Source organism: Massilia soli, assembly GCF_016809835.1.
Taxonomy (GTDB): domain Bacteria; phylum Pseudomonadota; class Gammaproteobacteria; order Burkholderiales; family Burkholderiaceae_D; genus Telluria_A; species Telluria_A soli.
The window spans coordinates 108,997-132,927 of sequence record NZ_JAFBIL020000010.1; the positions used below are offsets into that span (position 1 = coordinate 108,997).

Consider the following 23,931-nt stretch of genomic DNA (forward strand, 5'->3'; position numbering starts at 1 on the left):
CCCATTCTAGCGCGGCGCGCGGTGCGCACGCGCCGCGTTCATTTGCGTCAGCGCAGGGCGGCGGCCGCGCGCGCCAGTTCGGTAATCAAGGCCCAGTTTCCGGCCTTGATCGCGTCTTTCGGCGTCAGCCACGAACCACCCACGCAGGCGACGTTCTTGCATGCGAGGAACTGCGGCGCCGTGTCGATCGAGATGCCGCCGGTTGGGCAGAACGTCACGTCGGGCAACGGGCCGCCGATCGCGTTGAGCATGCCCACGCCGCCCGCCGGCACCGCCGGGAACAGCTTGAGCTGGCGGAAGCCCGCCTCACGCGCGGCCATCACTTCCGACGGCGTCATCACGCCCGGCAGCAGCGGCAGGCCGCTTTTGCGCGAGGCTTCGATCAGCGCCGGGGTCAGGCCCGGCGACACGCCGAACACCGCGCCCGCGTCGCGCGCGGCGGCGAATTCATCGCCCTGGGTCAGCGTGCCCACGCCGACGATCGCGCCCGGCACCTGGGCCATCGCGCGGATCGCGCCGAGGCCATGCTCGGTACGCAGCGTCACTTCCAGCACACGGATGCCGCCCGCGACCAGCGCCTGCGCCAGCGGCACGGCGTGCTCAGGATCGTCGATGGCGATTACCGGAATAACGCTCGCCGAGCGCATGATGTCGAGTAGGGTCATGGTCATTTTGCAGTCTTGATCAAAAAGTCTTCATCGGAGCCCGGCACCGTGTTGCCGATGTCGGCGCCTTCATGCACGTTGAGGGTACTTGGAATCGCCGTCGGCAACGGGAAAGTCGCCGCTCCCTGTTCTGCCGGGCTGGTGGTACTGCGGAACATCGCAAACAACTCGCGGCCCATGCCGACCTGGTTCGAACCGAGGTTGGCGGTGGCCTGGGTGCGCGCCGCCCAGACTTCGGCCGGCACCAGCGCTTCGAGCGTACCGGTGCCAGCGTCGACGCGGATGATATCGCCGTCGCGCACCAGGCCAAGCGGGCCGCCGGCGAGAATCTCGGGCGACACGTGGATCGCCGCCGGCACCTTGCCCGACGCGCCGGACATGCGGCCGTCAGTGACCAGCGCGACCTTGCGGCCGGCATCCTGCAGGTTGGCCAGCGCCGGGGTCAGCGCGTGCAGCTCGGGCATGCCGTTGGCGCGCGGACCCTGGAAGCGCAGCACCGCGACGAAATCGCGGTCCAGGCGGCCGGCTTTGTAGGCGTGCATGAAGTCTTCCTGCGAATCGAAGGTCAGCGCTGGCGCTTCCACCACGCGGTGTTCGATCTTTACCGCCGAGACCTTCATCACCGCGCGGCCGAGGTTCCCGTGCACGAGCACCATGCCGCCGTCCGGCGAGAACGGTGCGCTGGCTGGACGCAGCACGCTGTCGTCGCCGGTGGTTTCCGTAACCGGCTTCCAGACGACCTGGTCGCCATCGAGGAACGGCTCGGCGCAGTGGGCGCGCAGGCCTTTGCCGAGGATGGTGTTGACGTCGTCATGCAGCAGGCCGGCGTCGAGCAGCTCGCGGATCACGAAACCAGGACCGCCGGCGGCCTGGAAGTGGTTCACGTCGGCGTCGCCGTTCGGGTAGATACGGGTCAGCATCGGGATGATGGCCGACAGTTCGTTGAAGTCGTCCCAGTCGACGATGATGCCGGCCGCGCGCGCGATTGCCACCAGGTGCAGCGTGTGGTTGGTTGACCCGCCGGTGGCCAGCAAGCCGATGATGCCGTTGACCATGCATTTTTCGTCGACCACATGGCCTACCGGGATGTAGTTGCCCTGCTCGCTGATGGCGACCGCGCGCTGGGCGGCGGCTGCGGTCAGCGCGTCGCGCAAAGGCGTGCCCGGCGTGATGAAGGCCGCGCCAGGCAGGTGCAGGCCCATGATCTCCATCAGCATCTGGTTGCTGTTGGCGGTGCCGTAGAAGGTGCAGGTGCCGGCGCTGTGATACGAGGCCGCTTCGTTTTCCAGCAGCTCTTCGCGGGTGGCCTTGCCCTGCGCGTACAGCTGGCGGATGCGGGCCTTTTCCTTGTTGGAGATACCGGTCGTCATCGGCCCGGCCGGAACGAATACCGCAGGAAGGTGGCCGAAGTGCAGCGCGCCGATCAGCAGGCCCGGAACGATCTTGTCGCAGACGCCGAGATACAGCGCCGAGTCGAACATGTTGTGCGACAGCGCGATGGCGGTCGCCATGGCAATGGCGTCGCGCGAGAACAGCGACAGCTCCATGCCAGGCTGGCCCTGGGTCACGCCGTCGCACATCGCAGGCACGCCGCCGGCGTACTGGGCGACGGCATCGACCTTGCGCACGGCGTCCTTGATAATCGCCGGGAAGGACTCGAACGGCTGGTGCGCCGACAGCATGTCGTTGTACGACGAGACGATGGCGACCGACGGCTTCTTGAATTCTTTGAGCTTGAGCTTGTCGTTGGCCGGGAAAGCGGCAAAGCCGTGGGCCAGGTTGGTGCAAGACAGCGCGCCGCGCTGCACGCCCTGCATGCGCGCCGCATCCAGGTGCGCGAGGTAGGCGGCACGTGAAGGTTTGCTGCGCTTGATAATCCGCTGGGTTACCGCGTCAACTACAGGATGCAAGGCCATGGTCTTTCCTTTTGAATTAGTTTTGTGAAATTTTACTACAAAAAGACGGCGGATGCGCATTTTGGCGGTTTACCACTGCCCGCCTGCGGACTGCGTTCCGTAGGGCGGATAAGCGCTCGCGCGCATCCGCCGTCGCCGCGTTGACGCCGAACTGGGCGGGTGCGCGCTGCGCGCTTACGCCGCCCCACGCCTACTCGCGCCCTACAATTTGTAGTGAATTTACGTGCCCATCATGTATTATTCGATAATCTTACGCGCGATGCGCGGATCGTCCTTAACCCACGAATGTACCGAATTATGCGCCAGCCTGCCCTCACCCAAACCGCCAGCTTCAAGGCCCTCGAAACCCACGCAAGCGATGCCAAAGACTGGCAGCTGCGCGGGCTGTTCGCCGCCGATGAGCAGCGCTTTCCGAAACTGACCGTCGATGCCGCCGGCCTGTTCTTAGACTATTCAAAAAACCGTGTGGACGGGCGCACGCTTGAACTGCTGGCCGAGCTGGCGCGCGAGCGTGGACTCGAGGCCCGCCGCGACGCCATGTTCGCCGGCGAAAAGATCAATCTGACCGAGGGCCGCGCCGTGCTGCACACCGCGCTGCGGGCCCCGCGCAGCGCCGAGCTGACCGTCGACGGCCAGGACGTGATCGCCGATGTGCACGCGGTACTGGACCGGGTGCGCGCGTTCTCCGATACCGTCCGCGCCGGCACCTGGCTGGGCTACACCGGCAAGCCGATCACCGATATCGTCAACATCGGCATCGGCGGCTCCGACCTTGGCCCGAAGATGATCTGCCTGGCGCTGCGCCAGTACGCGCATCCGCGCCTGTCCATGCATTTCGTCTCGAACGTCGACGGCCACGACATCGACGCCGCGCTGGCCAAGGTAAACCCGGAGACCACGCTGTTCATCATCGCGTCGAAAACCTTCACCACCGCCGAAACCATGATGAACGCGCAGACCGCGCGGGCGTGGTTCCTGCAGCACGCGAAGGAATCGGAACTGTCGCGCCATTTCGTCGCCGTCTCGACCAACCTTGAGGCGATCAAGACCTTCGGCATCGACCCGGCCAACATGTTCCCGTTCTGGGACTGGGTCGGCGGGCGCTATTCGGTGTGGTCGGCGATCGGCCTGCCGGTCGCGCTGGCAGTGGGCTTCGGCTACTTCAACGACCTGCTGGCGGGCGCGCATGCGATGGACGTGCACTTCAAGGAAACGCCGCTGGACAAGAACATGCCGGTGCTGCTTGGCCTGATCGGCTTCTGGAACCGCCAGTTCCTCGGCTGCCCGTCGGTGTCGATCGCGCCGTACCACCAGGACCTGAACCGCTTCCCGGCCTACCTGCAGCAGCTGGACATGGAAAGCAATGGCAAGCGCGTCACCCGCGACGGCCAGCCGCTCGACGTGCCGACCTGCCCGGTGATCTGGGGCGACTGCGGCACCAACGGCCAGCACGCCTATTTCCAGCTGCTCCACCAGGGCACCGACGTGATGCCGATCGATTTCATCGCCGCGCTGCGTCCAGCCCACGAATTCGAGAACCACCATGCCGCGCTGCTGGCCAACTGCTTCGCCCAGTCGGAAGCCTTCATGCGCGGCAAAACGCTCGACGAAGTGCGCGCCGACCTGCAGCAGCAAGGCCTGGCGCCGGCCGAAGTCGAGCGCCTGGCGCCGCACAAGACCTTCCCTGGCAACCGTCCCAGCAACACCATCCTGATGGAATACCTGAACCCTTACACGCTGGGCGCCCTGATCGCCCTGTACGAGCACAAGACGTTCGTGCAAGGCGTGCTGTGGGACGTGAACAGCTTCGACCAGTGGGGCGTCGAACTTGGCAAGGTACTGGCCAAGAACATCGAGTCCGAGCTGACCGGCGAAGCCAAACCAGAACGGCACGACAGCTCGACCAACGGCCTGATCGCAATGGCCAAGGCTGCTACCTGACATGGCGACCATCACCAGCGGCGACATCAAGGTCGCCTACGACGCTCCGATGCATACGGGCGAAAGCCCGCTGTGGCACCCGACCGAATCGTGCCTGTACTGGGTCGACATCGGCGGCTTCACGATCCACCGCTTTAACACGCTGACCGGCGCGCACGATGAATGGCGCATGCCGACCGAGCCGTCGACGCTCGCGCTCAACGCCACCGGCGGCCTGGTGGTCGCGATGCGCGCCGGCTTCTACACGTTCAATCCGCAAGATGGCAGCATCGCCGAAATCGCGCCCGCCCCGTACGACATGACGACCACGCGCTTCAACGACGGCCGCGTCGACGCGGCCGGCAGGTTCTGGGTCGGCACGATCTACGAGCCGCGCGACCAGCAGGCTGCGCAGATGTTCTGCCTTGAGAAGGGCGAGATCAAACTCAAGTGGTCGGGCGGGATGACCGTGTCGAACGGCCTCGCCTTCTCGCTCGACGCCACCGCGATGTACCACGCCGACACCACCACCCACCGTGTCGACCGCTACCAGTTCGACAGCGCGACCGGCGAGGTCTCGCACCCATCGCGCTTCCAGCAGTTCTCGACCGACAAAACACGCAACTACGGCGGCCGTCCCGACGGCGCCGCGGTCGACAGCGAGGGCGCTTACTGGGTCGCGATGATCGAAGGCGCGCGCCTGCTGCGTTTTTCGGCTGACGGCGAACTGCTCGACGAGGTCCATCTTCCAGTCAACTGCCCGACCATGATGGCCTTCGGCGGCGACGACATGCGTACCCTGTTTATTACCAGCCTGGGCAACCGTCCAGCAGATGAAATCGCGCAGTTCCCACTAACCGGCCGCCTGTTGTCGTTGCGCGTCGATGTCGCAGGCCGCGTAGAGAATGCCTATCAGCCATGACAAACCCACACCTCCCCTTCCGCATGCTGGCAGCCGCCGGCATCCTGTTCATCAGCGCGCACGCCAGCGCGGCGACTGAAAGCCACAAAGGCATCTGCGCCTTTATCCAGAAAGAAGACGCGCACCTTGCAGCACAAGTCGAAGGCCGTACCGGCGCACCGCCGGACAGGTTTGTCGGCAAGGGAGGCAAAGGATCGACCTACCGCTTTGAGGGGCGCGACGCGCAAATCGACTATCGCGTGACGGCGGACGGGCGTCCGTGGGTAGTGAGCTCGATCATGGAGCGCTCGCACCTCGCCTCGCGCGGCTGGTCGCAAGAGAGCGTGGCCCAGCAACTGAACCTGCCGCAGCCACTGCCGACGCGCCTTGAGCTGACCTGCGAAAACCGCACCCTGTACATCGCCAGCACCGGCGGGCGCATCGATTCGATGTCGCTTGCCGCCAAAGACGACTGATCCACAGCAGGACTGCCTGCTCTCACGTTCGGGGTCGCGGCGACCCCGGACAAAAATGTAGTAGATTTTCTTGCAAAGCAGATATCTATGTAGTAAATTTACATACATACTGCGTCAACCTGCGTTTGCGTGCGCCCACGCAGGCTTGAACGCTGCATCATCTTCCCTCGGCAATCACTTTCTGCGATCAATTACTATGGCTCTTTCCGATTTCGACCTCGTTCTCTTTGGTGGCAGTGGCGATCTGGCAATGCGCAAGCTGCTGCCGGCAATGTACTCCCGCGATGTCTGCAACGACCTGCCGGCCACCGCGCGCATCATCTGCGTCGGTCGCCACGAATGGTCGCAGGACGAGTTCATGGCGGCAGTGGAGAGCACGTCGAAGCCGCACCTGAAACAGGTCGATGAAACGGTGTGGGCCAAGTTCATCAAGCGCATTGTCTACGTGTCGCTGAACGCGACTGAATCGGCGACCTACGCGCCGCTGGTCGATGCGCTGCGCGCCGACCAGTCGCTGACCCGCGTCTACTACCTCGCGACCCCGCCGCACCTGTTCGCGCGCATCTGCGACAACCTCGCCGCCACCGGCCTGGCGACCCCGAATTCGCGCGTGGTGCTGGAGAAGCCGCTTGGCCGCGACCTCGCCAGCGCCAAGCAGATCAATCTCGACGTCGGCAAGGTGTTCGCCGAAAACCAGATCTACCGTATCGACCATTACCTCGGCAAGGAGACCGTGCAGAACCTGCTGGCCCTGCGCTTCGGGAATATCCTGTTCGAGCCGCTGTGGCGCCGCGAATGGATCTCCGACGTGCAGATCACCATCGCCGAGAAGATCGGCGTCGGCAACCGCATGGGCTATTACGACACGTCCGGCGCGCTGCGCGACATGCTGCAAAATCACCTGCTGCAGTTGCTGTGCATCGTCGCGATGGAGCCGCCGACCTCGATCGCGCCTGACGCCGTGCGCGACGCCAAGCTGCAGGTCCTGCGCTCGCTCAAGCGCTTCACCCCGACCACGCTGTCGCAGAACATCGTGCGCGGCCAGTACCGCGCCGGCCACGTCGAAGGCGTCGCCGTGCCGAGCTACCGCGACGAGCCGGAAGCGCCGGAGCAGTCGCGCACCGAGACCTTCGTCGCGCTCAAGGCCGAAATCGATACCTGGCGCTGGGCCGGCGTGCCGTTCTACCTGCGTACCGGCAAGCGCATGGCCGACCGGCTGGCTGAAATCGTGGTGCGCTTCAAGCCGATCCCGCATTCGATCTTCAACCAGCCGACCAACAGCTTCCAGCCCAACAGCCTGGTCATCCGCCTGCAGCCCGACGAAGGCCTGCGCATGAACCTGATGGCCAAGACGCCGGGCGACGGCATGCGCCTCAAGCAGGCCGAACTCGAACTCGATTTCAAGGAGCAGTTCAAGGCGCCGCGCATGGAAGCGTACGAGCGCCTGCTGCTCGACGTCCTGCGCGGCCAGCTTACGCTGTTCATGCGCGGCGACGAACTGGAAGCGGCATGGGAATGGGTCGAGCCGATCCTGAACCACTGGGAGCAGGAAGACAGCATGCCGGTACCGTACACCGCCGGCACCTGGGGCCCTGCCGCCTCGTCGGCGCTGATCGGCCGCGATGGACTCCAGTGGCGCGAAGAAGCGCTGCCTGAGGACTGAAGTGACAACGCAAGGAGCCTGGCCACGCATGGCCAGGCCGTTCCGCAGGCGCAGCGCTCCGCGCTACGAGACCCTGCTCCACCGCTGCCAGAAGATTAATCATGCTGCTCGATTCCATCCGCACCCAGCTTGACTCACTGTCGCGCTCCGAGCGCAAAGTGGCGCTGGCCGTCCTCGACAACCCGGGCGGCACCGTCAGCCAGAACATCACCGCGCTGGCCAGGGCGGCGCAGGTGTCCGAGCCGACCGTGGTGCGTTTTTGCCGCACCCTGGGCTACGACGGCTGGCACGAGTTCAAGCTGAAGCTGGCGCAGGGCCTCGCGCTGGCACTGCCGGGCGCGAACGAGCAGCCGGCCCAGGACGACCTGGCCGCGGACCTGGTCAACAAGATCTGCAGCCGCTCGATCAACACCCTGCTCGACCTGCGCAACAACCTCAATCCCGAAGCGATCCAGCGCGCGCTCGATATCCTCTCGCGCGCCAAAAAAATCGAGTTCTATGGCCAGGGCACGTCGGGCATCGTGGCCACCGACGCCCAGCACAAGTTCTTCCGTTCGGGCGTGCCGACGGTGGCGTATGCCGACCCGGCGATCCACAGCATCGCGGCCTCGCTGCTGCATGCGGGCGACGCGGTGGTGGCGATCTCGCAGCGCGGCAACAACTCGGCGCTGGTACGCTCGGCCAAGCTGGCGCGCCGCGGCGGCGCCGACGTGATCGTGCTGGCGCCGTCGGGCACCCCGCTGGCCGACATGGCCACGGTGCTGATCCCGATCGACCTGGTTTTCAACATCGATCCGTACACGCCGATCTCGGCGCGGCTGGCTTACCTTGTCGTGATCGACGTGCTGGCAGTCGGCCTGGCGCTGCAGCGCGGCCCCGAGTTCCGCCGCAAGATGCAGAACGCCCAGAAGGCGCTGCAGGAGTTCGACATGCAGTTCGACTCGTTCATCGGCTAAAATCGACGTTTCCGACTGCCGAAGCTACCCGCCATGTACATCACACCAGAAGCCAGCAACCGCCCTGACTACGCCATGCTCACGCGCCAGGTCGCCAGTATCCTCGAAGGCGAACGTGACCTGACCGCCAACGCGGCGCAGTTTTCCGCCTTTGTGTACGACACCATCGCGGAATTGAACTGGGCCGGCTTTTACCTGACCGTGCCGTCGAAAAAAGGCGAAGGCCAGGACCTGCTGGTCGGTCCGTTCCAGGGCAAGGTCGCTTGCGCGCGCATTCCGTTCGGCCGCGGCGTCTGCGGCGCCAGCGCCCAGGAGCGCCGCACGATCCTGGTGCCGGACGTGCACGCATTCCCGGGCCATATCGCCTGCGACTCGGCATCCAACGCCGAAATCGTGATCCCGCTGATCAAGGACGACAAGCTGATTGGCGTGTTCGATATCGACAGCCCTGCCCTGAACCGCTTTTCGGAAGAAGACCGCGCCGGGCTCGAAGCGATGGTCGCGGCCTTCCTCGCCGCAACCGATTGCGTCTAAGCCGCCGATCGAGGGTGGTTGTACAATAGAGGATGATTTTCTTCACAATTGGCCAGCCATGAATCAACTCGAACAACTCAAGCAATTCACCAAGGTCGTCGCCGATACCGGCGACTTCCAGTCGATCAAGCAGTACACGCCGCTCGACGCCACCACCAACCCGTCGCTGATCCTCAAGGCGGTCCAGAAGCCGGAATATCGTCCGCTGCTCGACAAGGCTGTCCAGGATAACCCTGGCCTGTCGATCGACGCAGTGGTCGACCGCCTGCTGATCGCTTTCGGCACCGAGATCCTGAAGTTCGTTCCCGGCCGCGTATCGACCGAAATCGATGCCGCCCTGTCGTTCGACACCGAAGCCACCGTGGCCAAGGGACGCGAGCTGATCGCCCTGTACGAGGCGGCCGGCGTATCGCGCGAGCGCGTCCTGATCAAGATCGCCTCGACCTGGGAAGGCATCCGCGCCTCGGAACTGCTCGAGAAGGAAGGCATCCGCACCAACATGACCCTGCTGTTCTCGCTGTGCCAGGCGATCGCCTGCGCCGAAGCGGGTTCGCAGCTGATTTCGCCGTTCGTCGGCCGCATCTACGACTGGTACAAAAAGTCGACCGGCCAGGAGTACACCGGTGCGGACGACCCGGGCGTGCAGTCGGTCAAGGGCATCTATAACTACTACCGCAAGTTCGGCTACAAGACCGAGGTAATGGGTGCGAGCTTCCGCAACACCTCGCAGATCCTCGAACTGGCCGGCTGCGACCTCCTGACCATCAGCCCGGACCTGCTGCAAAAGCTGGCCGACGCCGAAGGCGCGGTTGAGCGCAAGCTCAGCGCCGACGCGGCAACGGTGGACATGGAAAAGCTGTCGATGGACGAGAAGACCTTCCGCTTCATGCTCAATGAAGACGCGATGGCGACCGAGAAGCTGGCCGAAGGCATCCGCGCGTTCTGCGTGGACTCGGGCAAGCTGAAGCAGATGATCGCAGGCATGCGCTAACCCGCCTGGGATCACAAGGGTGTTCTCCGCCTGGCGGCGAACACCCTGACAGGTCGGCGCGACGACCCAAAACACGCGGCCGCAAACGACGAACGTGAAGTCCTGCCAGTACTGATTATTTAACCGCTCGGAGGCATTCGAGGTGTGTATCGATGATCTGTTCCCCCACCTTCACCAGGTCGAACGACTGCGGGTCGAGCAGCCACGCCCGCAGCAGGCCGTCGAGCAGCGCGAACAGTCCCAATGCCACAACCTTCGCATCAACATCCGGTTTTAACAAGCCATGTTCGATACCGATCCTGACCCTGCCTTCCAGCTTGAGCATCCACTGCCCGGTCATTTCGGCGCGGCGCCGGCGCACCGCGTTCATCTCTTCGACAAACTCCATCTTCAGCGTTGCAATCTCGAACGCGCGGCGCGCGCGCAGGTCATCGACCGTCAGGCGGAACACGCACACGATGTATTCCCGGATGTCGCCCAGCGGATCGGTCGGGTCTTCCTTTTCAAGCAGCTGCAGCGCCGACTCCAGCGGCATTTTGGCGCGCTCCATCAGCGCGTTGAACAGCGCCGCCTTGTCTTCAAAGTGCCAGTAGATGGCGCCGCGCGTCAGGCCGGCCGCGCTGGCAATATGCTGCAGCGTGGTGCCCGACATGCCCTGGGCGACGAACAGGAGTTCGGCGGCGTCCAGGATGCTGTCGCGGGTGGCGAGCGCGTCTTCCTTAGTCTTGCGGACCATGGTTACTCCAAATTTGAGGGTGACAGACTTTAAACATACATTCATGATAGTATAGTCGAAAATCTCGTAGCCCGGGCTCTGCCGAACAAATATATTAAATCTATCTTTGCTACGCCGCGCTTAATTTTAAGGATGTACACGCATGCGCCACACCCAGTCATTTGCCCCGTCCGTGAAGCGGATCACCCTCTGCACCCTTGCCGCGCTGACCTTGCTGTCAGCTTGTGGCGACAAGGACGCAGCGCCTGCCGCAGGCGCCGCACCGGGCGCGCGGCCGCCGCCGGAAGTCGGCGTCATCGTCGCCAAATTCCAGCCGATCGCTCTGCAGACCGAGCTGCCGGGGCGGGTCGAGCCGGTGCGCGTTGCCCAGGTGCGCGCGCGCGTCAACGGCGTGGTGCTCAAGCGCGAATTTACCGAAGGCAGTGAAGTCAAGGCCGGCCAGGTCCTGTTCCGCATCGACCCGGCGCCCTACCAAGCCGCGCTCAACAGCGCCCGCGCGGCGCTCGGCAAGGCCCAGGCCAACCTGACCCAGGCCAGCACCCAGGCCGAGCGCTACAAGCCGCTGGTGGAAGCCAACGCGGTCAGCAAACAGGAATACGTCAACGTGGTGGCAGCCCAGAAGCAGGCCGAAGCCGACGTCGCCGCAGCCCGCGCCTCGCTGCAGGTCGCCCAGATCAATTCCGGCTACGCCAACGTGGCCGCGCCGATCGCCGGCCGCATCGGCCGCGCACTGGTCACCGAGGGCGCGCTGGTGTCAGCCGCCGAGGCGACCCAGCTGGCCGTGATCCAGCAGACCAGCACCGTCTACGTCAACTTCACCCAGTCCGCCACCGAGCTGCAACGCCTGCGCAAGACGGCCGGCGGCAAGGCCGGCGCCAACGGCGCCGTGCCGGTCACCGTGATGCTGGACGACGGCTCCGAACTGCCGCAAAAGGGCAAGCTGCTGTTCTCGGACGTGACGGTCGACCCGACCTCGGGCCAGGTCACGCTGCGCGCGCTGGTGCCGAACCCGGACAATTCCCTGCTGCCGGGCCAGTACGTGCGCGTGCGCCTGTCGCAGGCCCAACTGCCGGCCGGTATCCTGCTGCCGCAACAGGCAGTCACCCGCGGCACCCAGGGCGACACCGTGATCGTGGTCGGCGCCGACGGCAAGCCGGCGCCGCGCCCGGTGAAGATCGGCTCGCAGCAAGACGGCAACTGGATTGTCCTCGACGGCTTGAAAGAAGGTGAACAGGTCGTCGTCGACGGCTTCCAGAAAATGATGGTGCCGGGCGCGCCGGTCAAGCCGGTGCCGTTCAAGGCCGCCAATGCTGGCGCCGCTCCTGTTGCGGGCGCTGCTGCGCCTGCCGCCAGCCGCTAATAGAAACAGGAATAATTCATGGCTCGTTTTTTCATTGACCGCCCCATTTTTGCGTGGGTGATCGCCCTGTTCATCATGGTGATCGGTGCGGTGGCAATTACCCAGTTGCCGATCGCCCAATATCCGGCCGTCGCGCCGCCTGCCATCGTCATCAACGCCGCCTATCCAGGCGCGTCGGCACAAACGCTGGAGGACAGCGTCATCAGCGTGATCGAACGCGAGATGAACGGCTCCCCCGGCCTGATCTACATGGAGTCGGTCAGCCAGGCCAACGGCACCGGCTCGCTGACGCTGACCTTTGAAACCGGCACCGACCCGGCGCTTGCCCAGGTCGACGTGCAGAACCGCCTTGGCCGCGCCACCCCGCGCCTGCCGCAGGCGGTGGTGCAGCAGGGCGTGCGGGTCGACCAGGCGCGTTCCAACTTCCTGATGTTTGCCATCCTGTCGTCGGATGACCCCAAGTGGGATCCGATCGCGCTGGGCGACTACGCCTCGCGCACCATCCTGCCTGAAATCCAGCGCGTCCCCGGCGTCGGCCAGGCGCAGTTGTTCGGCACCGAGAAGGCGATGCGGATCTGGATCGACCCGGCCAAGCTGGTGGGTTTCAACCTGTCGCCGGCCGACGTCAACAGCGCGATCCGTTCGCAAAACGCGCAGGTCGCATCGGGTACCATCGGCGACCTGCCGAACGTCGGCGGCACCGCCATCACGGCCACCGTGGTGGTCTCCGGCCAGCTGAGCAGCGTCGAGCAGTTCGGCAACATCGTGCTGCGTGCGAACCCGGATGGCTCGACCGTGCGCCTGAAGGACGTGGCGCGCATCGAAATCGGCGGCCAGAGCTACTCCACCTCGGCGCGCCTTAACGGCAAGCCGTCGACCGGTATCGGCGTCCAGCTGTCCGCCACCGGCAACGCCCTTGAAACGGCCAAGCTGGTGCGCCAGCGCATGGACGAACTGAAGCCCTACTTCCCGCCCGGGACCAAGTACGCGATCCCTTACGACAGCTCGGCCTTCATCGACATCTCGATCAAGCAGGTTGTGACGACGCTGATCGAGGCTGTGATCCTGGTGTTCCTGGTGATGTACCTGTTCCTCCAGAACTTCCGCTACACGATCATCCCGACCATCGTGGTGCCGGTCGCGCTGCTTGGTTCCCTCGGCACGCTGCTCGCGCTGGGCTTCTCGATCAACGTGCTGACCATGTTCGGCATGGTGCTGGTGATCGGTATCGTCGTCGACGATGCGATCGTGGTGGTTGAAAACGTCGAGCGCATCATGAGCGAGGAAGGCTTGCCGCCGCTCGAAGCCACGCGCAAGGCGATGGGCCAGATCTCGGGCGCGATCGTCGGCGTGACCGTGGTCCTGATCTCGGTGTTCGTGCCGCTGGCGTTCTTCGCCGGCGCGGTCGGCAACATCTACCGCCAGTTCTCGGCGGTGATGGTGTCGTCGATCTTCTTCTCCGCATTCATGGCGCTGTCGCTCACGCCGGCGCTGTGCGCGCACCTGCTCAAGCCTGTCGAAGCGGGCCACCACCATGCCAAGACCGGCTTCTTCGGCTGGTTCAACCGCGGCTTCACCAAGACCGCCAAGAACTACGAAGGCTGGGTCGCACGCATCCTCAAGCGCACCGGCCGCGCGCTGGTCGTGTTCGTCGCGCTGATCGCTGTCGTCGCGCTGTTCTTCTTCCGCATGCCAAGTTCTTTCCTGCCGAACGAAGACCAGGGTTCGATCATCGCCAACTTCCAGCTGCCGCCTGGCGCCACGCTGGAACGCACCGGCGCGGCGCTGAAACAAGCCGAAGACGTGATCCTCAAGCAGCCGGAAGTGGCCAGCATGGTCGGCGTACAGGGCTTCAGCTTCTCGGGCCAGGGCCAGAACATGGCGCTCGGCTTCATCACCCTCAAGCCGTGGGACGAGCGCAAAGGCGACGGACAAGGCGCGGCAGACCTGGCGGGCCGGCTTACCGGACAGCTGTCGCAGATCCGCGATGCGTTCATCTTCGTGATCAGCCCTCCTCCGATTCCGGAGCTGGGCCGCGGCACCGGTTTCTCGTTCCGCCTGCAAGACCGTGGCGGCAACGGCCGCGATGCCCTGCTGGCGGCGCGCAACCAGCTGCTCGGCATGGCCTCGCAGAGCAAGATCCTGGCCGGCGTCCGTCCGGAAGGCCTGGAAGACGCACCCCAGGTAGAGCTGCAGATCGACCGCGACAAGGCCAACGCCCTCGGGGTGAGCTTCGACGCGATCAACACGGCGATTTCGACCTCGCTTGGTTCGGCGTACATCAACGACTTCCCGAACGCCGGCCGCCTGCAGCGTGTGGTGGTCCAGGCCGATGCGCCGTCGCGCATGCAGCCGGAAGACCTGCTCAAGCTGAACGCGACCAACAGCAGGGGCCAGCAAGTGCCGCTGTCGGCCTTCGCCAGCACCCGCTGGATCACAGGTCCTATGCAGACGGTGCGCTACAACGGCTATCCGACCATCCGTATCTCGGGCGATGCCTCGCCTGGCCACAGTACCGGCGAAGCGCTGGACGAGATGGAACGCCTGGCCGGCCAGCTGCCGCCTGGTTTCGCGTTCGAGTGGACCGGCCAGTCGCGCGAAGAAAAGCTGTCCGGCTCGACCGTGGGCATCCTGCTGGCGTTCGCACTGCTGGCGGTGTTCCTGTCGCTGGCGGCGCTGTACGAAAGCTGGTCGATTCCGGTCGCCGTGCTGCTGGTGGTGCCGCTTGGCGTGCTCGGCTCGCTGATCGCAGCGTCGCTGCGCGGGCTGGAAAACGACGTCTACTTCAAGGTCGGCATCATTACGATCATCGGCCTGGGCGCGAAGAACGCGGTCCTGATCATTGAATTCGCCAAGGACTTGCAGGCAAAGGGCCGGCCGCTGGTTGAAGCTGCGCTGGAAGCGGCGCACCTGCGCTTCCGCCCGATCATCATGACCTCGCTCGCCTTCATCCTCGGCGTGCTGCCGCTGGTGATCGCCTCCGGCGCGGGTTCGGCCAGCCAGCGCGCCATCGGTACCGGCGTGATGGGCGGGATGATCTTCGCCACGGTACTGGGCGTGTTCTTCGTGCCTGTGTTCTTTGTCGTGGTACGCAAACTATTCGGAGGCAGCGAGCGCCAGCGCAGGAAATATGCGCATGAAGACGACGCGCCTCCTGCAGCAATCGAGGTAAAACATGATTAAACGATTCACACGAACCACCACCCCGCTGGCGCTCGCCCTTGCGCTGGCAGGCTGCATGTCGCTGGCGCCGAACTACGAGCGTCCGGCGGCGCCGGTGGCCGCAAGCTTCCCGCAACTGGCGCCAAGCGCGGCAAGCGGCGCCGCGGCGTCGAGCATCGCCTGGCAGCAGTTCTTCGCCGACGCGCGCCTCAAGCAGCTGATCGAGCTGGCGCTGGTCAACAACCGCGACCTGCGCGTCGCCATCCTGAACATCGAGCAGGCGCGCGCGCAGTACCAGATCCGCCGTGCCGACACGCTGCCAACCGTCGGCCTGGGTGTGAGCGCCAACCGCGCCACGGAAAGCGAAGACAGCATCCGCAGCACCTACTCCGCCGGCCTGGCCGTGTCGGCCTTCGAGCTTGACCTGTTTGGCCGCGTGCGCAACCTGTCGCAAGCGGCGCTGGCGCAGTTCCTCGCCACCGAGGAAGCGCGCAAAGCCACCCATATCAGCCTGGTGGCCTCGGTCGCCAACGCCTACCTGCAAATGCTGGCCGACGAGGAACTGCTGGCGCTGACGCAGAAGACGCTCGATGCGCGCCTGGAGTCGCTCAAGCTGGTGCAGCTCAAGTACGACAACGGCGTGGTGTCCAAGCTCGACCTGCAGCAGTCGCTGTCGCTGGTCGACAACGCCCGCGTGACGCTGGCGCAGCAGACGCGCCTGCGCGCGCAGGACATCAACCTCCTGACCCTGCTGGTCGGGCAGACGTTGCCCGAAACGCTCGCCCCTGGCGCCACCCTGGCCGAGACGATGCTGATCGAACTGCCGGCCGGACTGCCGTCCGACCTGCTGGCGGTGCGCCCCGACATCCGCGCCGCCGAGCAGCAGCTGATCGCGGCGAACGCCAACATCGGCGCGGCGCGCGCCAACTTCTTCCCGCGCATCTCGCTCACCGGCAGCGCCGGCAGCGTGAGCACGGAGCTGAGCGGCTTGTTCAAGAGCGGTTCGTTCGGCTGGTCGTTCGCGCCGCAGATGGTGCTGCCGATCTTCGACTACGGCCGCAACAGCGCGGCACTGGGCAGCGCCAAGGCGGGCCGCGACATCGCGGTGGCACAGTACGAGAAGTCGGTGCAGACGGCGTTCCGCGAAGTGGCCGACGGGTTGGCCGGACAGGCGACCTTCACCGAGCAGCTGCGCGCGCAGCGTGCGGTGGCGGCGGCGGAAGCCGAGCGCTTCAATTTGTCGGACCTGCGTTACCGCGAGGGCGCGTCGAGCTATCTCGATTTGCTCGATGCCCAGCGCTCGCTGTTCGCGGCGCAGCAGGCCGCGATACAGGCGAACTTGCAGCGCCTGCAGAATCAGGTGACCTTGTATCGCGTGCTGGGTGGCGGCTGGACCGACGTCCAGTAAAAGTCAATTCGGCGGATGCGCGCTTCGCGCTTATCCGCCCTACGATTTGCCACAAAGCCGTAGGGCGGGTAAGCGAAGCGCACCCGCCGCTCTCACAAGAACATCTGCTGCAAGTCGTTCAAAAAGCGCATTCCCAATTCGGTCGGCTTGATCAGCTTGTGATCCCGGTAGATCAGCCCCTTGGCTTCGGCGGCATTGAGCTGCTTCTCAATCGCGTTGATCCCCATCCCGGTCCGCTCGCCAAACAGGTTCGGTGCAAACCCGCCGGTCAGCCGGAGCGTGTTGAGCATGAATTCAAATCCCATGTCTTCGCGCGCGATCTCGTATTCTTCCTGCACCGGATTGCCCTTGAGCGCCGCTTCCATGAACGACTTCGGCTGCTTGAAGCGCGCCTGGCGCAGCACCCGGTGCGGGAACGATATCTTCGAGTGCGCACCGGCACCGATGCCCAGGTAATCGCCAAACTCCCAATAATTGAGGTTGTGGCGCGCCTTGCGGCCCGGCTGCGCATAGGCCGACACTTCATAATGCTGATACCCCGCCGCCGGCATCGCCTGCGCGATCATGTCCTGCATGTCCGCGCTGGCGTCGTCGTCCGGCAGCACCGGCGGATACTTCGCGAACACCGTGTTCGGCTCCATCGTCAGGTGGTACAGCGACAGGTGCGGCGGCGCGAACGACAGCGCGGTGTCGAGGTCCTGCTTCGCCTCGGCCAGCGTCTGCGTCGGCAGCGCGTACATCAGGTCAAGGTTGAAGTTGTCGAAATTGGCGTGCGCGATCTCCACCGCGCGGCGCGCTTCGCCGTCGTCGTGAATCCGTCCGAGCGCCTTCAGGTGCTGCGCGTTGAAGCTCTGGATGCCGATCGACAGCCGGTTGATGCCGCTCTCGCGGTAGGACCTGAACTTCTCCGCCTCGAACGTGCCGGGATTGGCTTCCATCGTGATCTCGCAGTCGCCGTCGAGCGGCAGCAGCGAACGCAGGTCGGACATCAGGCGGTCGAGCCCCTTGGCCGACATCAGGCTCGGCGTGCCGCCGCCGATGAAGATGGTGTAGATCTTGCGGCCCCAGATCAGCGGCAGCGATTGTTCCAGGTCGAGCCGCACCGCGGCCAGGTATTCTTCTTCCGGCAGTTCGCCCTTCGCCTCATGCGAGTTGAAGTCGCAGTAAGGGCACTTGCGCACGCACCACGGATAATGGATGTACAGCGACAGCGGCGGCAGCGCGGCCAGGTTCAGCGCGCCCGGCTGCAGGTATTGCAGCGCGCTGGCGGCGGGTGAACGCGGCGCCGCAGGCACATCGCCGCTGACGACTTTAATCGGGATCATTTCAGTTTCTCTACCAATGCACGCAAGGCCTGGCCGCGGTGCGACAAGGCGTTTTTCTCGGACGGCGACAGCTCGGCCGTGCACTTGCCCAGCGACGGAATCCAGAAGTGCGGATCGTAGCCGAAGCCGCCGTTGCCACGCGCTTCGGCGACGATTTCACCGGCCCAGACGCCGTCGGCGATCACCGGCTGCGGATCGTCGGCATGGCGCACGTAGACCAGCACACAGTAATAGTAGGCCGATTTGTCGGTATGCGCCGCCAGGTCGGCGACCAGTTTTTCGTTGTTGCGCGCGTCCGATTTCGGTTCGCCGGCGAAGCGCGCCGACCAGACGCCGGGCGCACCGCCGAGGGCATTGACGCACACGCCGGAGTCGTCGGCCAGCGCCGGCAAACCGGTCAGGCGCGACGCATGGCGCGCTTTCTCAAGCGCGTTCTCGACAAACGTGGCGTGCGGCTCATCGGCTTCGGGAACATCGAACTCGCCCTGCGCATGCAGGGTGAAGCCGACCGGCCCGAGGATTTCGCTGAATTCTTTGAGTTTGCCCGCGTTATTGGACGCGAGGACGAGGCGTTGGGTCATGGGGAGCGGTGAAGAATGCGGAGAAGGCGTTCATTTTACTTGAACCCCCGCCCCAGGCCCAATCACTCGTCCTCTTCGTCCTCGAGCTTCCCGAAGCAGGCCAGCGCGGCCTTGCCCAGGCCATTGACGACGAACGGATCGTCGGGAACGAACTTGTTGGCGTCGACCAGCATGCGCAGCTTGCTGACACGATCGCTCAGCGCAAGCGTTTGCGCCATGGCGGGCGCGTCGTCCTGGCCGGATTGCTCGATGGCGGACGTGACCGTCTCAGGAAATTCCCACAGGGCTGCGATACGGGCCGACAGGATGCGCCCCTGCGCGAACAGCTCGTCGATGAATTCATCGGATTGCGGCACCGCGCCATCCTTGTGCATCTGGTCGATCAGGCGGAACGCGACGACGATGCCGACGTTGGCCATCAGTCCGGCGAGGTAGGCCTCGAACGCATTGGCGCGCAGCGACGGCGCCAGCAGGCTGGCGGCCTGCGCGCACTTTTCCGACTGGCGCCAGATCAGTGGCGCGGTCTTCTTGGCCAGCAGGCCACTCTGCATGCTGATGATCGGGCGGAACGCAACGCGCGCCAGCAGCATGCGCATGCCGTTCTGCCCCAGCAGCATGATGGCGCCTTCAATCGTGTTCACTGGCGGGCTCGAATGGTAGCGCGGCCGGTAGCAAGGGCGGTTCGCTTCGCGATAGACCTCGGCCACCAGCACCAGGTCTTGCTGCAGCTGGCGCGACAAGTCGGCCGCGTTCATGTCGTCGTCGCGCAGCGTGCGCATCAGTTGCGGAATGATCGCAGGGACGCGCGGCACCAGCGCGGCGCCGTCGACCGCCGACTGCGCCAGCCGCGTCAGCTCGGCGAGGATCTGCTGCTCGACCTCCGCCGTCGCATGCGGTTGCGCGGCGTTGGTCAGCCAGCGGTAGAACGCCGCGTCGACTTCGGCGCCGCTGGCGATATCGTGATCCTCGACCGCGGCAGCCGCAGCCGCGGACTTCGCCGGCGCTGCCTTGTCCGCGTCGCCGCCCATTAATTTACCTATCCAGCCCATCTCGCACCTTCTTTCCCCCAGGGAATTTTTCTCGTCTTTGATTTTACACTCATGCAGGCCGCTCAAAAAGCGCCGTGAAGACTTTTGGTAAGGCGATCAGCCGGCAAATATGGCCGTAACCGTACCCGTTTCAGGCGCCATTACTCGTCCAGGCTGCACCCCGTGTCGCGCAGTCGGCCGCCGGGGCGGCGGGAGACGGTGCTGCAATGTCGCCCGCGCCTGCAAGCGCAGCGCTGCCCAGCACCGACAGCATTGCCGCACACATTGCCAGGGACAATGCCCGGACAGGAGAACATTCAAATCGCATCGCAGGCCCCTTCAATCAAGGGTTGGATGTTCAACCATCCTTTGCATATTGGCAAGAGATATATCACGCAAGTAAGTCAAGCTACCCGCGTCACGTGGCAGCGGAACTCAGATCAGCCCGAGCGCCTTCTTCTGCAACATGACCAGGTCATTGATGCCTGCCTGCGCCAGATCGAGCAGGCGGTTCATGCCGTCGCGGTCGAAGGCCGCGCCTTCGGCGGTCCCCTGCACTTCGATGAAGTGACCGGCATCGGTCATCACCACATTCATGTCGGTGTCGCAGCCCGAGTCTTCCACGTAGTCGAGGTCGAGTACCGGCATGCCCTTGTACACGCCGACCGAAATCGCCGCGACGAAGTGCCTGACCGGCACCGCGCCGATGTCGCCGCGCGCCACCAGCTTTGCAAACGCATCGTAAGCGGCAACCATCGCGCCGGTGATCGACGCGGTACGGGTGCCGCCGTCGGCCTGGATTACGTCGCAGTCGATGTTCAGGGTGCGCTCGCCAAAGGCCTCAAGGTCGAACGCGGCGCGCAGCGAACGGCCGATCAGGCGCTGGATTTCCTGCGTGCGGCCGGACTGCTTGCCGCGCGCCGCCTCGCGGTCCATGCGCGTATGGGTCGAACGCGGCAGCATGCCGTATTCGGCCGTCATCCAGCCCTGCCCTTTGCCCTTCAAGAAGCCCGGCACCTTGTCTTCGATGCTGGCCGTGCAGATCACCTTGGTGTCGCCGCATTCGATCAGCACCGAACCCTCGGCATGCTTGGTGTACTCGCGCACCAGGACGATGTTGCGCAACTGGTCGACGGCACGGCCGCTTGGGCGGGATTCAAATGTCATGGGTGTCCTCTATTTGAGTATTTGGGATGATTTCTCGATCGCGCCGCGAATCTCGGCGATCGCTTTTTCAATTTCGTCTTCGCTGAAGGCATCGACCTCGTGCACCGATTCCGGTTCCGGCAGGGCCAGGATGGTGGTGCTGATGACGTTCTCGGGCAGCATCATGGTCGAGATCATCGCGTCGTCATTGCCTGGGCCGTCGTTCGACCCTTGCCACATGATCGCCAGCGCCGTGGTGTTGTCGCACCCCGGGCCGCCGATTTCGGTGGCCATCGCGATCATGTCCGGCACCGCGCTGACCACGGTCTGGGTCGACAGGCGCTGCGCGATCTCTTCATCGGGCAGCATCGACCACAGGCCGTCCGAACAGAGCATCACCACGTCGCCCGACTGCAGGCCGACCTGGCGCGATACTTCGACCCGCGGCAGCGACGCGGCGCCCAGGCAGTTATACAGCTTGTTGCGGTCTGGATGGGTGGTGCGCTCGGACGGGTCGGCCAGGCCTTTGGCGATCAGGTGCTCGATATGCGAGTGGTCGCGCGTGCGCGCCAGGATCTGGCCGCGGCGCAGCCAGTACAGGCGCGAGTCGCCGCAGTGCGCCCAGATCGCGGTGTTGTGCTGGATCAGGCAGGCGACGACGGTGGTGCGCGGCGTTTCAGGCAGGTTGTTGGCGGCGCTGTAGACATGGATCTCCTCGTGCGCGGCCAGCAGCGCCTCTTGCAGGAAGCGTTCCGGCTTCCTGACGTACGGCGTGGCCTGCTGCTGGAACAAGGTCGACATGGTCTGCAGGGTGATCGACGAGGCGACTTCTCCGCGCAGGTGGCCGCCCATGCCGTCGGCCAGCACCAGCAACAGCGCGTCGCGCGTGAAGCTGTAGCCCATGCGGTCCTGGTTGACCTTGCGACCGCCAATCTGGCTCTCCTGATACACCGAAAATTGCATGCCCTGCTCCTGTCAACGCTTGACGGTCGATTTTTTGCGGCCAAGGCCGCCGAGGCGCCCGACCAGTCCACGCAACGTGTCGGTCAAGCCTGCCGGTTCCGCCGCCGCTGCCGCGGGCATCGGCGACTGCAGCTCCTTCTGCACCGCGAACACGCTTTGCGGCCTGGCCAGCGGGTCGAGCTCCAGGCACCAGCGCACCAGGTTGACCAGCTGCGGCGAATACTCGCCCAGCCTGGCGAACTGGTTCTCCATCTTGTCTTCGGCACGGCGCTGGTCGGCAGGCTGCGGCGGCGATCCGGCCATGCAGGCGTAGATGCTGGCGCCGATGCTGTAGATATCGGACCATGGCCCCAGGGTTGCCGTCTTCGAATACAGGTCGGGCGGCGCAAAACCAGGGGTGTACATCGGCGTCAGCTTGGGCACGTCATTATTAATGGTCTGGCGCGCGGCGCCGAAGTCGAGCAGGATCGGCGTGCCGTCGGTGCGCAGGTAGATATTGGCCGGCTTCATATCCAGGTGCAGCAGCTTGTTGGCGTGGACCTCGCGCAGCCCGCCGCACACGCCGCTGAAGATCTGGCGGATTGACGCTTCGCTCAGGCGGCTGCCCTTGTTGTTCAGGCGCGCGATGTGCTCCTGCAGCGACTGGCCGGACTCGTAGCCCATCACCATGTAGACGGTCTCGTTGGCCCTGAAAAAATTCAGCACGCGCACGACGTTGGGATGGGAAATCAGCGCCAGCGCCCGTCCTTCCTCGAAAAAGCACTTGAGGCCAATGCGGAACACAGGCAGGTTGGGCGGGGAAATGACGGGAATCAGTTCGCCTGGCTGGCGCAGCGCGAGGGCGCTGGGGAGGTATTCCTTGATGGCGACGGCACTGCCATCGGCGTCGTAGGCAAGGTAAACAATACTGAACCCACCGGACGCAATTTTCTTTACAATGCGATATCCGGCAATTTCCATCCCTTCCGGCAAGGGTGCGTTATTTTGTGCAGCCATAGGGTTCCTTGCTTAACACGGCGATTGTGTGGATAAATCACTGCTTTGTAAAGAAAAGATAAAAAAACGGGGACTCCATTGAGCATTTCAAGCATGACAGGTTATGCGGTCGCTACCAGCGAGTGCGCTGCAGGCACGCTGACGATCGAAATCAAAAGCGTCAACTCACGCTTCCTTGATCTTCAATTCCGCATTAACGACGAGCTGCGCGCGCTCGAGCCGGATTTGCGCGCCGCGATCATGGCCGCCATCACGCGCGGTAAAGTCGAGGCGCGGCTGTCGTTCGGCCGCAAGGTCGCCGGCGGCTCGCAGGTGCTCAATGCCTCGCTGCTGGCAGACCTGGCGCGGCTGCAGTCGGAAGTGGGCCAGCATTTTTCGTCGGCGCCGCAGATGACGGTGGCCGAGCTGCTGCGTTGGCCGGGCGTGATCGAAGAAGCCCAGGTCGGCCAGGAATCGCTGCAGGCCGACGTCGCCGCACTGACCGTCAAGACGGTCGCCGCGTTCGTCGACAGCCGCCGCCGCGAAGGCGCCGCGCTCGAAGCGATGCTGGTCTCGCGCATCGACGCGATGGACGCCATCGTCAAGCGCATCACGCCGCTGATCCCGCAAGTGATTTCGCAGTTCCAGCAAAAGGCGGTCGAGCGCATGCAGGATGCATTGGGCATGGCCGGACACGGCAACCCATCGACGCTGACGCGCCAGGAGGTGTTCGAGCGCATCCGCCAGGAAGTGACTTTGTACGGCATCCGTATTGACGTCTCCGAAGAACTGTCGCGCCTGTCCGCGCACCTGACCGAGACCCGCCACATCCTGAAAAAAGGCGGCCAGGTCGGCAAGCGTCTCGATTTCATGATGCAGGAGCTGAACCGCGAAGCCAATACGCTTGGCGCCAAAGCATCGGTGAAGGAACTGGCCGATGCGTCGATGGAACTCAAGCTGCTCATCGAGCAGATGCGCGAGCAGGTTCAGAACCTGGAATGACGGGTCGTTCCCGCGTAAGCGGGAACCGATACTTCGCCAACCCGGATGAGCCGCATGGGTTCCCGCTTTCGCGGGAACGACGACGGTCTTTGAACAGCGGCAAAAAGATCATCGTTGCGAGACCCGCCATATCCTGAAAGGCGGCAAGGCCGGCAAGCGCCTCAATGCGCGAGCAGGTTCAGAACCTGGAATCGACGGGTCGTTCCCGCGTAAGCGGGAACCG

20 protein-coding genes are annotated in these 23,931 nt (G+C 64.5%); 11 read left to right on the forward strand and 9 right to left on the reverse strand.

The window, feature by feature from the left end:
• Positions 1-47: 47 nt before the first annotated feature.
• Together eda and edd are read right to left on the reverse strand one after the other, a co-directional pair.
• Positions 48-671 carry a bifunctional 4-hydroxy-2-oxoglutarate aldolase/2-dehydro-3-deoxy-phosphogluconate aldolase gene (gene eda, locus I4X03_RS21840; RefSeq protein WP_223470829.1) on the reverse strand — a complete coding sequence of 208 codons (624 nt, stop codon included), beginning with the start codon at positions 669-671 and terminating at the stop codon, positions 48-50.
• Positions 668-2,581 (reverse strand): phosphogluconate dehydratase, encoded by a 1,914-nt coding sequence (edd, locus tag I4X03_RS21845; protein WP_223470831.1) that lies wholly within the window; start codon positions 2,579-2,581, stop codon positions 668-670. Before edd ends, eda begins: the two co-directional genes overlap by 4 nt.
• Before the next feature lie 297 nt (positions 2,582-2,878).
• Here edd and pgi point away from each other — a divergent pair, with 297 nt between their 5' ends.
• From pgi to tal, 7 genes are all read left to right on the forward strand, one after another.
• Positions 2,879-4,522: a glucose-6-phosphate isomerase gene (pgi, locus tag I4X03_RS21850; protein WP_223470897.1), complete on the forward strand. Its 1,644-nt coding sequence runs from the start codon at positions 2,879-2,881 to the stop codon at positions 4,520-4,522.
• Between the two features lies 1 nt (position 4,523).
• Positions 4,524-5,423: an SMP-30/gluconolactonase/LRE family protein gene (locus I4X03_RS21855; protein WP_223470833.1), complete on the forward strand. Its 900-nt coding sequence runs from the start codon at positions 4,524-4,526 to the stop codon at positions 5,421-5,423.
• A complete protein-coding gene (locus I4X03_RS21860; RefSeq protein ID WP_223470835.1) occupies positions 5,420-5,878 on the forward strand; it encodes a hypothetical protein in 459 nt (152 codons plus the stop codon). The genes I4X03_RS21855 and I4X03_RS21860 overlap by 4 nt, the downstream gene beginning before the upstream one ends.
• A gap of 196 nt (positions 5,879-6,074) precedes the next feature.
• Complete coding sequence (gene zwf, locus I4X03_RS21865) at positions 6,075-7,541, forward strand: glucose-6-phosphate dehydrogenase (RefSeq protein WP_223470837.1); 1,467 nt, start codon at positions 6,075-6,077, stop codon at positions 7,539-7,541.
• Positions 7,542-7,642: 101 nt separating this feature from the next.
• Positions 7,643-8,497, forward strand: coding sequence for an SIS domain-containing protein (locus I4X03_RS21870; protein WP_223470839.1), 855 nt, complete (start codon positions 7,643-7,645; stop codon positions 8,495-8,497).
• 33 nt (positions 8,498-8,530) lie between these two features.
• Positions 8,531-9,031 (forward strand): free L-methionine (R)-S-oxide reductase MsrC, encoded by a 501-nt coding sequence (msrC, locus tag I4X03_RS21875; protein WP_370660545.1) that lies wholly within the window; start codon positions 8,531-8,533, stop codon positions 9,029-9,031.
• Between the two features lie 58 nt (positions 9,032-9,089).
• Complete coding sequence (tal, locus tag I4X03_RS21880; RefSeq protein WP_223470842.1) at positions 9,090-10,022, forward strand: transaldolase; 933 nt, start codon at positions 9,090-9,092, stop codon at positions 10,020-10,022.
• Between the two features lie 115 nt (positions 10,023-10,137).
• Here tal and I4X03_RS21885 read toward each other — a convergent pair whose 3' ends face one another.
• Positions 10,138-10,758 (reverse strand): TetR family transcriptional regulator, encoded by a 621-nt coding sequence (locus I4X03_RS21885; RefSeq protein ID WP_223470845.1) that lies wholly within the window; start codon positions 10,756-10,758, stop codon positions 10,138-10,140.
• A gap of 142 nt (positions 10,759-10,900) precedes the next feature.
• Here I4X03_RS21885 and I4X03_RS21890 point away from each other — a divergent pair, with 142 nt between their 5' ends.
• Genes I4X03_RS21890 through I4X03_RS21900 form a run of 3 tightly spaced genes read left to right on the forward strand, consistent with a single transcriptional unit; the run spans position 10,901 to position 16,688 of the window.
• On the forward strand, positions 10,901-12,118 hold the full coding sequence (locus tag I4X03_RS21890) for an efflux RND transporter periplasmic adaptor subunit (protein ID WP_223470854.1): 1,218 nt from the start codon (positions 10,901-10,903) through the stop codon (positions 12,116-12,118).
• An 18-nt stretch (positions 12,119-12,136) separates the two neighbouring features.
• The gene (locus I4X03_RS21895) at positions 12,137-15,301 is read left to right on the forward strand and encodes an efflux RND transporter permease subunit (RefSeq protein ID WP_223470856.1); all 3,165 of its coding nucleotides are present in this window, start codon (positions 12,137-12,139) and stop codon (positions 15,299-15,301) included.
• Entirely contained in the window at positions 15,294-16,688 is a 1,395-nt protein-coding gene (locus I4X03_RS21900) for an efflux transporter outer membrane subunit (RefSeq protein ID WP_223470858.1), read from the forward strand. Before I4X03_RS21895 ends, I4X03_RS21900 begins: the two co-directional genes overlap by 8 nt.
• A 92-nt stretch (positions 16,689-16,780) precedes the next feature.
• Here the strand turns inward: I4X03_RS21900 and hemW are convergent, their stop codons facing one another.
• From hemW to I4X03_RS21930, 6 genes are all read right to left on the reverse strand, one after another.
• The gene (gene hemW, locus I4X03_RS21905; protein WP_223470868.1) at positions 16,781-18,013 is read right to left on the reverse strand and encodes a radical SAM family heme chaperone HemW; all 1,233 of its coding nucleotides are present in this window, start codon (positions 18,011-18,013) and stop codon (positions 16,781-16,783) included.
• Complete coding sequence (rdgB, locus tag I4X03_RS21910) at positions 18,010-18,594, reverse strand: RdgB/HAM1 family non-canonical purine NTP pyrophosphatase (protein ID WP_223470876.1); 585 nt, start codon at positions 18,592-18,594, stop codon at positions 18,010-18,012. Before rdgB ends, hemW begins: the two co-directional genes overlap by 4 nt.
• A gap of 62 nt (positions 18,595-18,656) precedes the next feature.
• Positions 18,657-19,622 carry an HDOD domain-containing protein gene (locus I4X03_RS21915; RefSeq protein WP_223470879.1) on the reverse strand — a complete coding sequence of 322 codons (966 nt, stop codon included), beginning with the start codon at positions 19,620-19,622 and terminating at the stop codon, positions 18,657-18,659.
• 435 nt (positions 19,623-20,057) lie between these two features.
• Positions 20,058-20,789 (reverse strand): ribonuclease PH, encoded by a 732-nt coding sequence (gene rph / locus I4X03_RS21920; RefSeq protein ID WP_223470880.1) that lies wholly within the window; start codon positions 20,787-20,789, stop codon positions 20,058-20,060.
• A gap of 9 nt (positions 20,790-20,798) precedes the next feature.
• Positions 20,799-21,731 carry a PP2C family protein-serine/threonine phosphatase gene (locus I4X03_RS21925; RefSeq protein ID WP_223470882.1) on the reverse strand — a complete coding sequence of 311 codons (933 nt, stop codon included), beginning with the start codon at positions 21,729-21,731 and terminating at the stop codon, positions 20,799-20,801.
• A gap of 12 nt (positions 21,732-21,743) precedes the next feature.
• The gene (locus I4X03_RS21930) at positions 21,744-22,727 is read right to left on the reverse strand and encodes a serine/threonine protein kinase (RefSeq protein ID WP_223470884.1); all 984 of its coding nucleotides are present in this window, start codon (positions 22,725-22,727) and stop codon (positions 21,744-21,746) included.
• 93 nt (positions 22,728-22,820) lie between these two features.
• Between I4X03_RS21930 and I4X03_RS21935 the strand changes: the two genes are divergently transcribed.
• Positions 22,821-23,708: a YicC/YloC family endoribonuclease gene (locus I4X03_RS21935; RefSeq protein ID WP_223470901.1), complete on the forward strand. Its 888-nt coding sequence runs from the start codon at positions 22,821-22,823 to the stop codon at positions 23,706-23,708.
• Positions 23,709-23,931: the final 223 nt, after the last annotated feature.

What these genes read in the sequence shown, in the direction of transcription:
- I4X03_RS21925 (WP_223470882.1), bottom strand. Translation starts at nt 21,731, where the DNA reads ATGCAATTTTCGGTGTATCAGGAGAGCCAGATTGGCGGTCGCAAGGTC.
- I4X03_RS21930 (WP_223470884.1), bottom strand. Translation starts at nt 22,727, where the DNA reads ATGGCTGCACAAAATAACGCACCCTTGCCGGAAGGGATGGAAATTGCC.
- I4X03_RS21885 (WP_223470845.1), bottom strand. Translation starts at nt 10,758, where the DNA reads ATGGTCCGCAAGACTAAGGAAGACGCGCTCGCCACCCGCGACAGCATC.
- I4X03_RS21860 (WP_223470835.1), top strand. Translation starts at nt 5,420, where the DNA reads ATGACAAACCCACACCTCCCCTTCCGCATGCTGGCAGCCGCCGGCATC.
- I4X03_RS21870 (WP_223470839.1), top strand. Translation starts at nt 7,643, where the DNA reads ATGCTGCTCGATTCCATCCGCACCCAGCTTGACTCACTGTCGCGCTCC.
- I4X03_RS21935 (WP_223470901.1), top strand. Translation starts at nt 22,821, where the DNA reads ATGACAGGTTATGCGGTCGCTACCAGCGAGTGCGCTGCAGGCACGCTG.
- edd (WP_223470831.1), bottom strand. Translation starts at nt 2,581, where the DNA reads ATGGCCTTGCATCCTGTAGTTGACGCGGTAACCCAGCGGATTATCAAG.
- msrC (WP_370660545.1), top strand. Translation starts at nt 8,531, where the DNA reads ATGTACATCACACCAGAAGCCAGCAACCGCCCTGACTACGCCATGCTC.
- I4X03_RS21915 (WP_223470879.1), bottom strand. Translation starts at nt 19,622, where the DNA reads ATGGGCGGCGACGCGGACAAGGCAGCGCCGGCGAAGTCCGCGGCTGCG.
- I4X03_RS21895 (WP_223470856.1), top strand. Translation starts at nt 12,137, where the DNA reads ATGGCTCGTTTTTTCATTGACCGCCCCATTTTTGCGTGGGTGATCGCC.
- tal (WP_223470842.1), top strand. Translation starts at nt 9,090, where the DNA reads ATGAATCAACTCGAACAACTCAAGCAATTCACCAAGGTCGTCGCCGAT.
- hemW (WP_223470868.1), bottom strand. Translation starts at nt 18,013, where the DNA reads ATGATCCCGATTAAAGTCGTCAGCGGCGATGTGCCTGCGGCGCCGCGT.
- rdgB (WP_223470876.1), bottom strand. Translation starts at nt 18,594, where the DNA reads ATGACCCAACGCCTCGTCCTCGCGTCCAATAACGCGGGCAAACTCAAA.
- I4X03_RS21900 (WP_223470858.1), top strand. Translation starts at nt 15,294, where the DNA reads ATGATTAAACGATTCACACGAACCACCACCCCGCTGGCGCTCGCCCTT.
- rph (WP_223470880.1), bottom strand. Translation starts at nt 20,789, where the DNA reads ATGACATTTGAATCCCGCCCAAGCGGCCGTGCCGTCGACCAGTTGCGC.
- pgi (WP_223470897.1), top strand. Translation starts at nt 2,879, where the DNA reads ATGCGCCAGCCTGCCCTCACCCAAACCGCCAGCTTCAAGGCCCTCGAA.
- I4X03_RS21890 (WP_223470854.1), top strand. Translation starts at nt 10,901, where the DNA reads ATGCGCCACACCCAGTCATTTGCCCCGTCCGTGAAGCGGATCACCCTC.
- eda (WP_223470829.1), bottom strand. Translation starts at nt 671, where the DNA reads ATGACCATGACCCTACTCGACATCATGCGCTCGGCGAGCGTTATTCCG.
- I4X03_RS21855 (WP_223470833.1), top strand. Translation starts at nt 4,524, where the DNA reads ATGGCGACCATCACCAGCGGCGACATCAAGGTCGCCTACGACGCTCCG.
- zwf (WP_223470837.1), top strand. Translation starts at nt 6,075, where the DNA reads ATGGCTCTTTCCGATTTCGACCTCGTTCTCTTTGGTGGCAGTGGCGAT.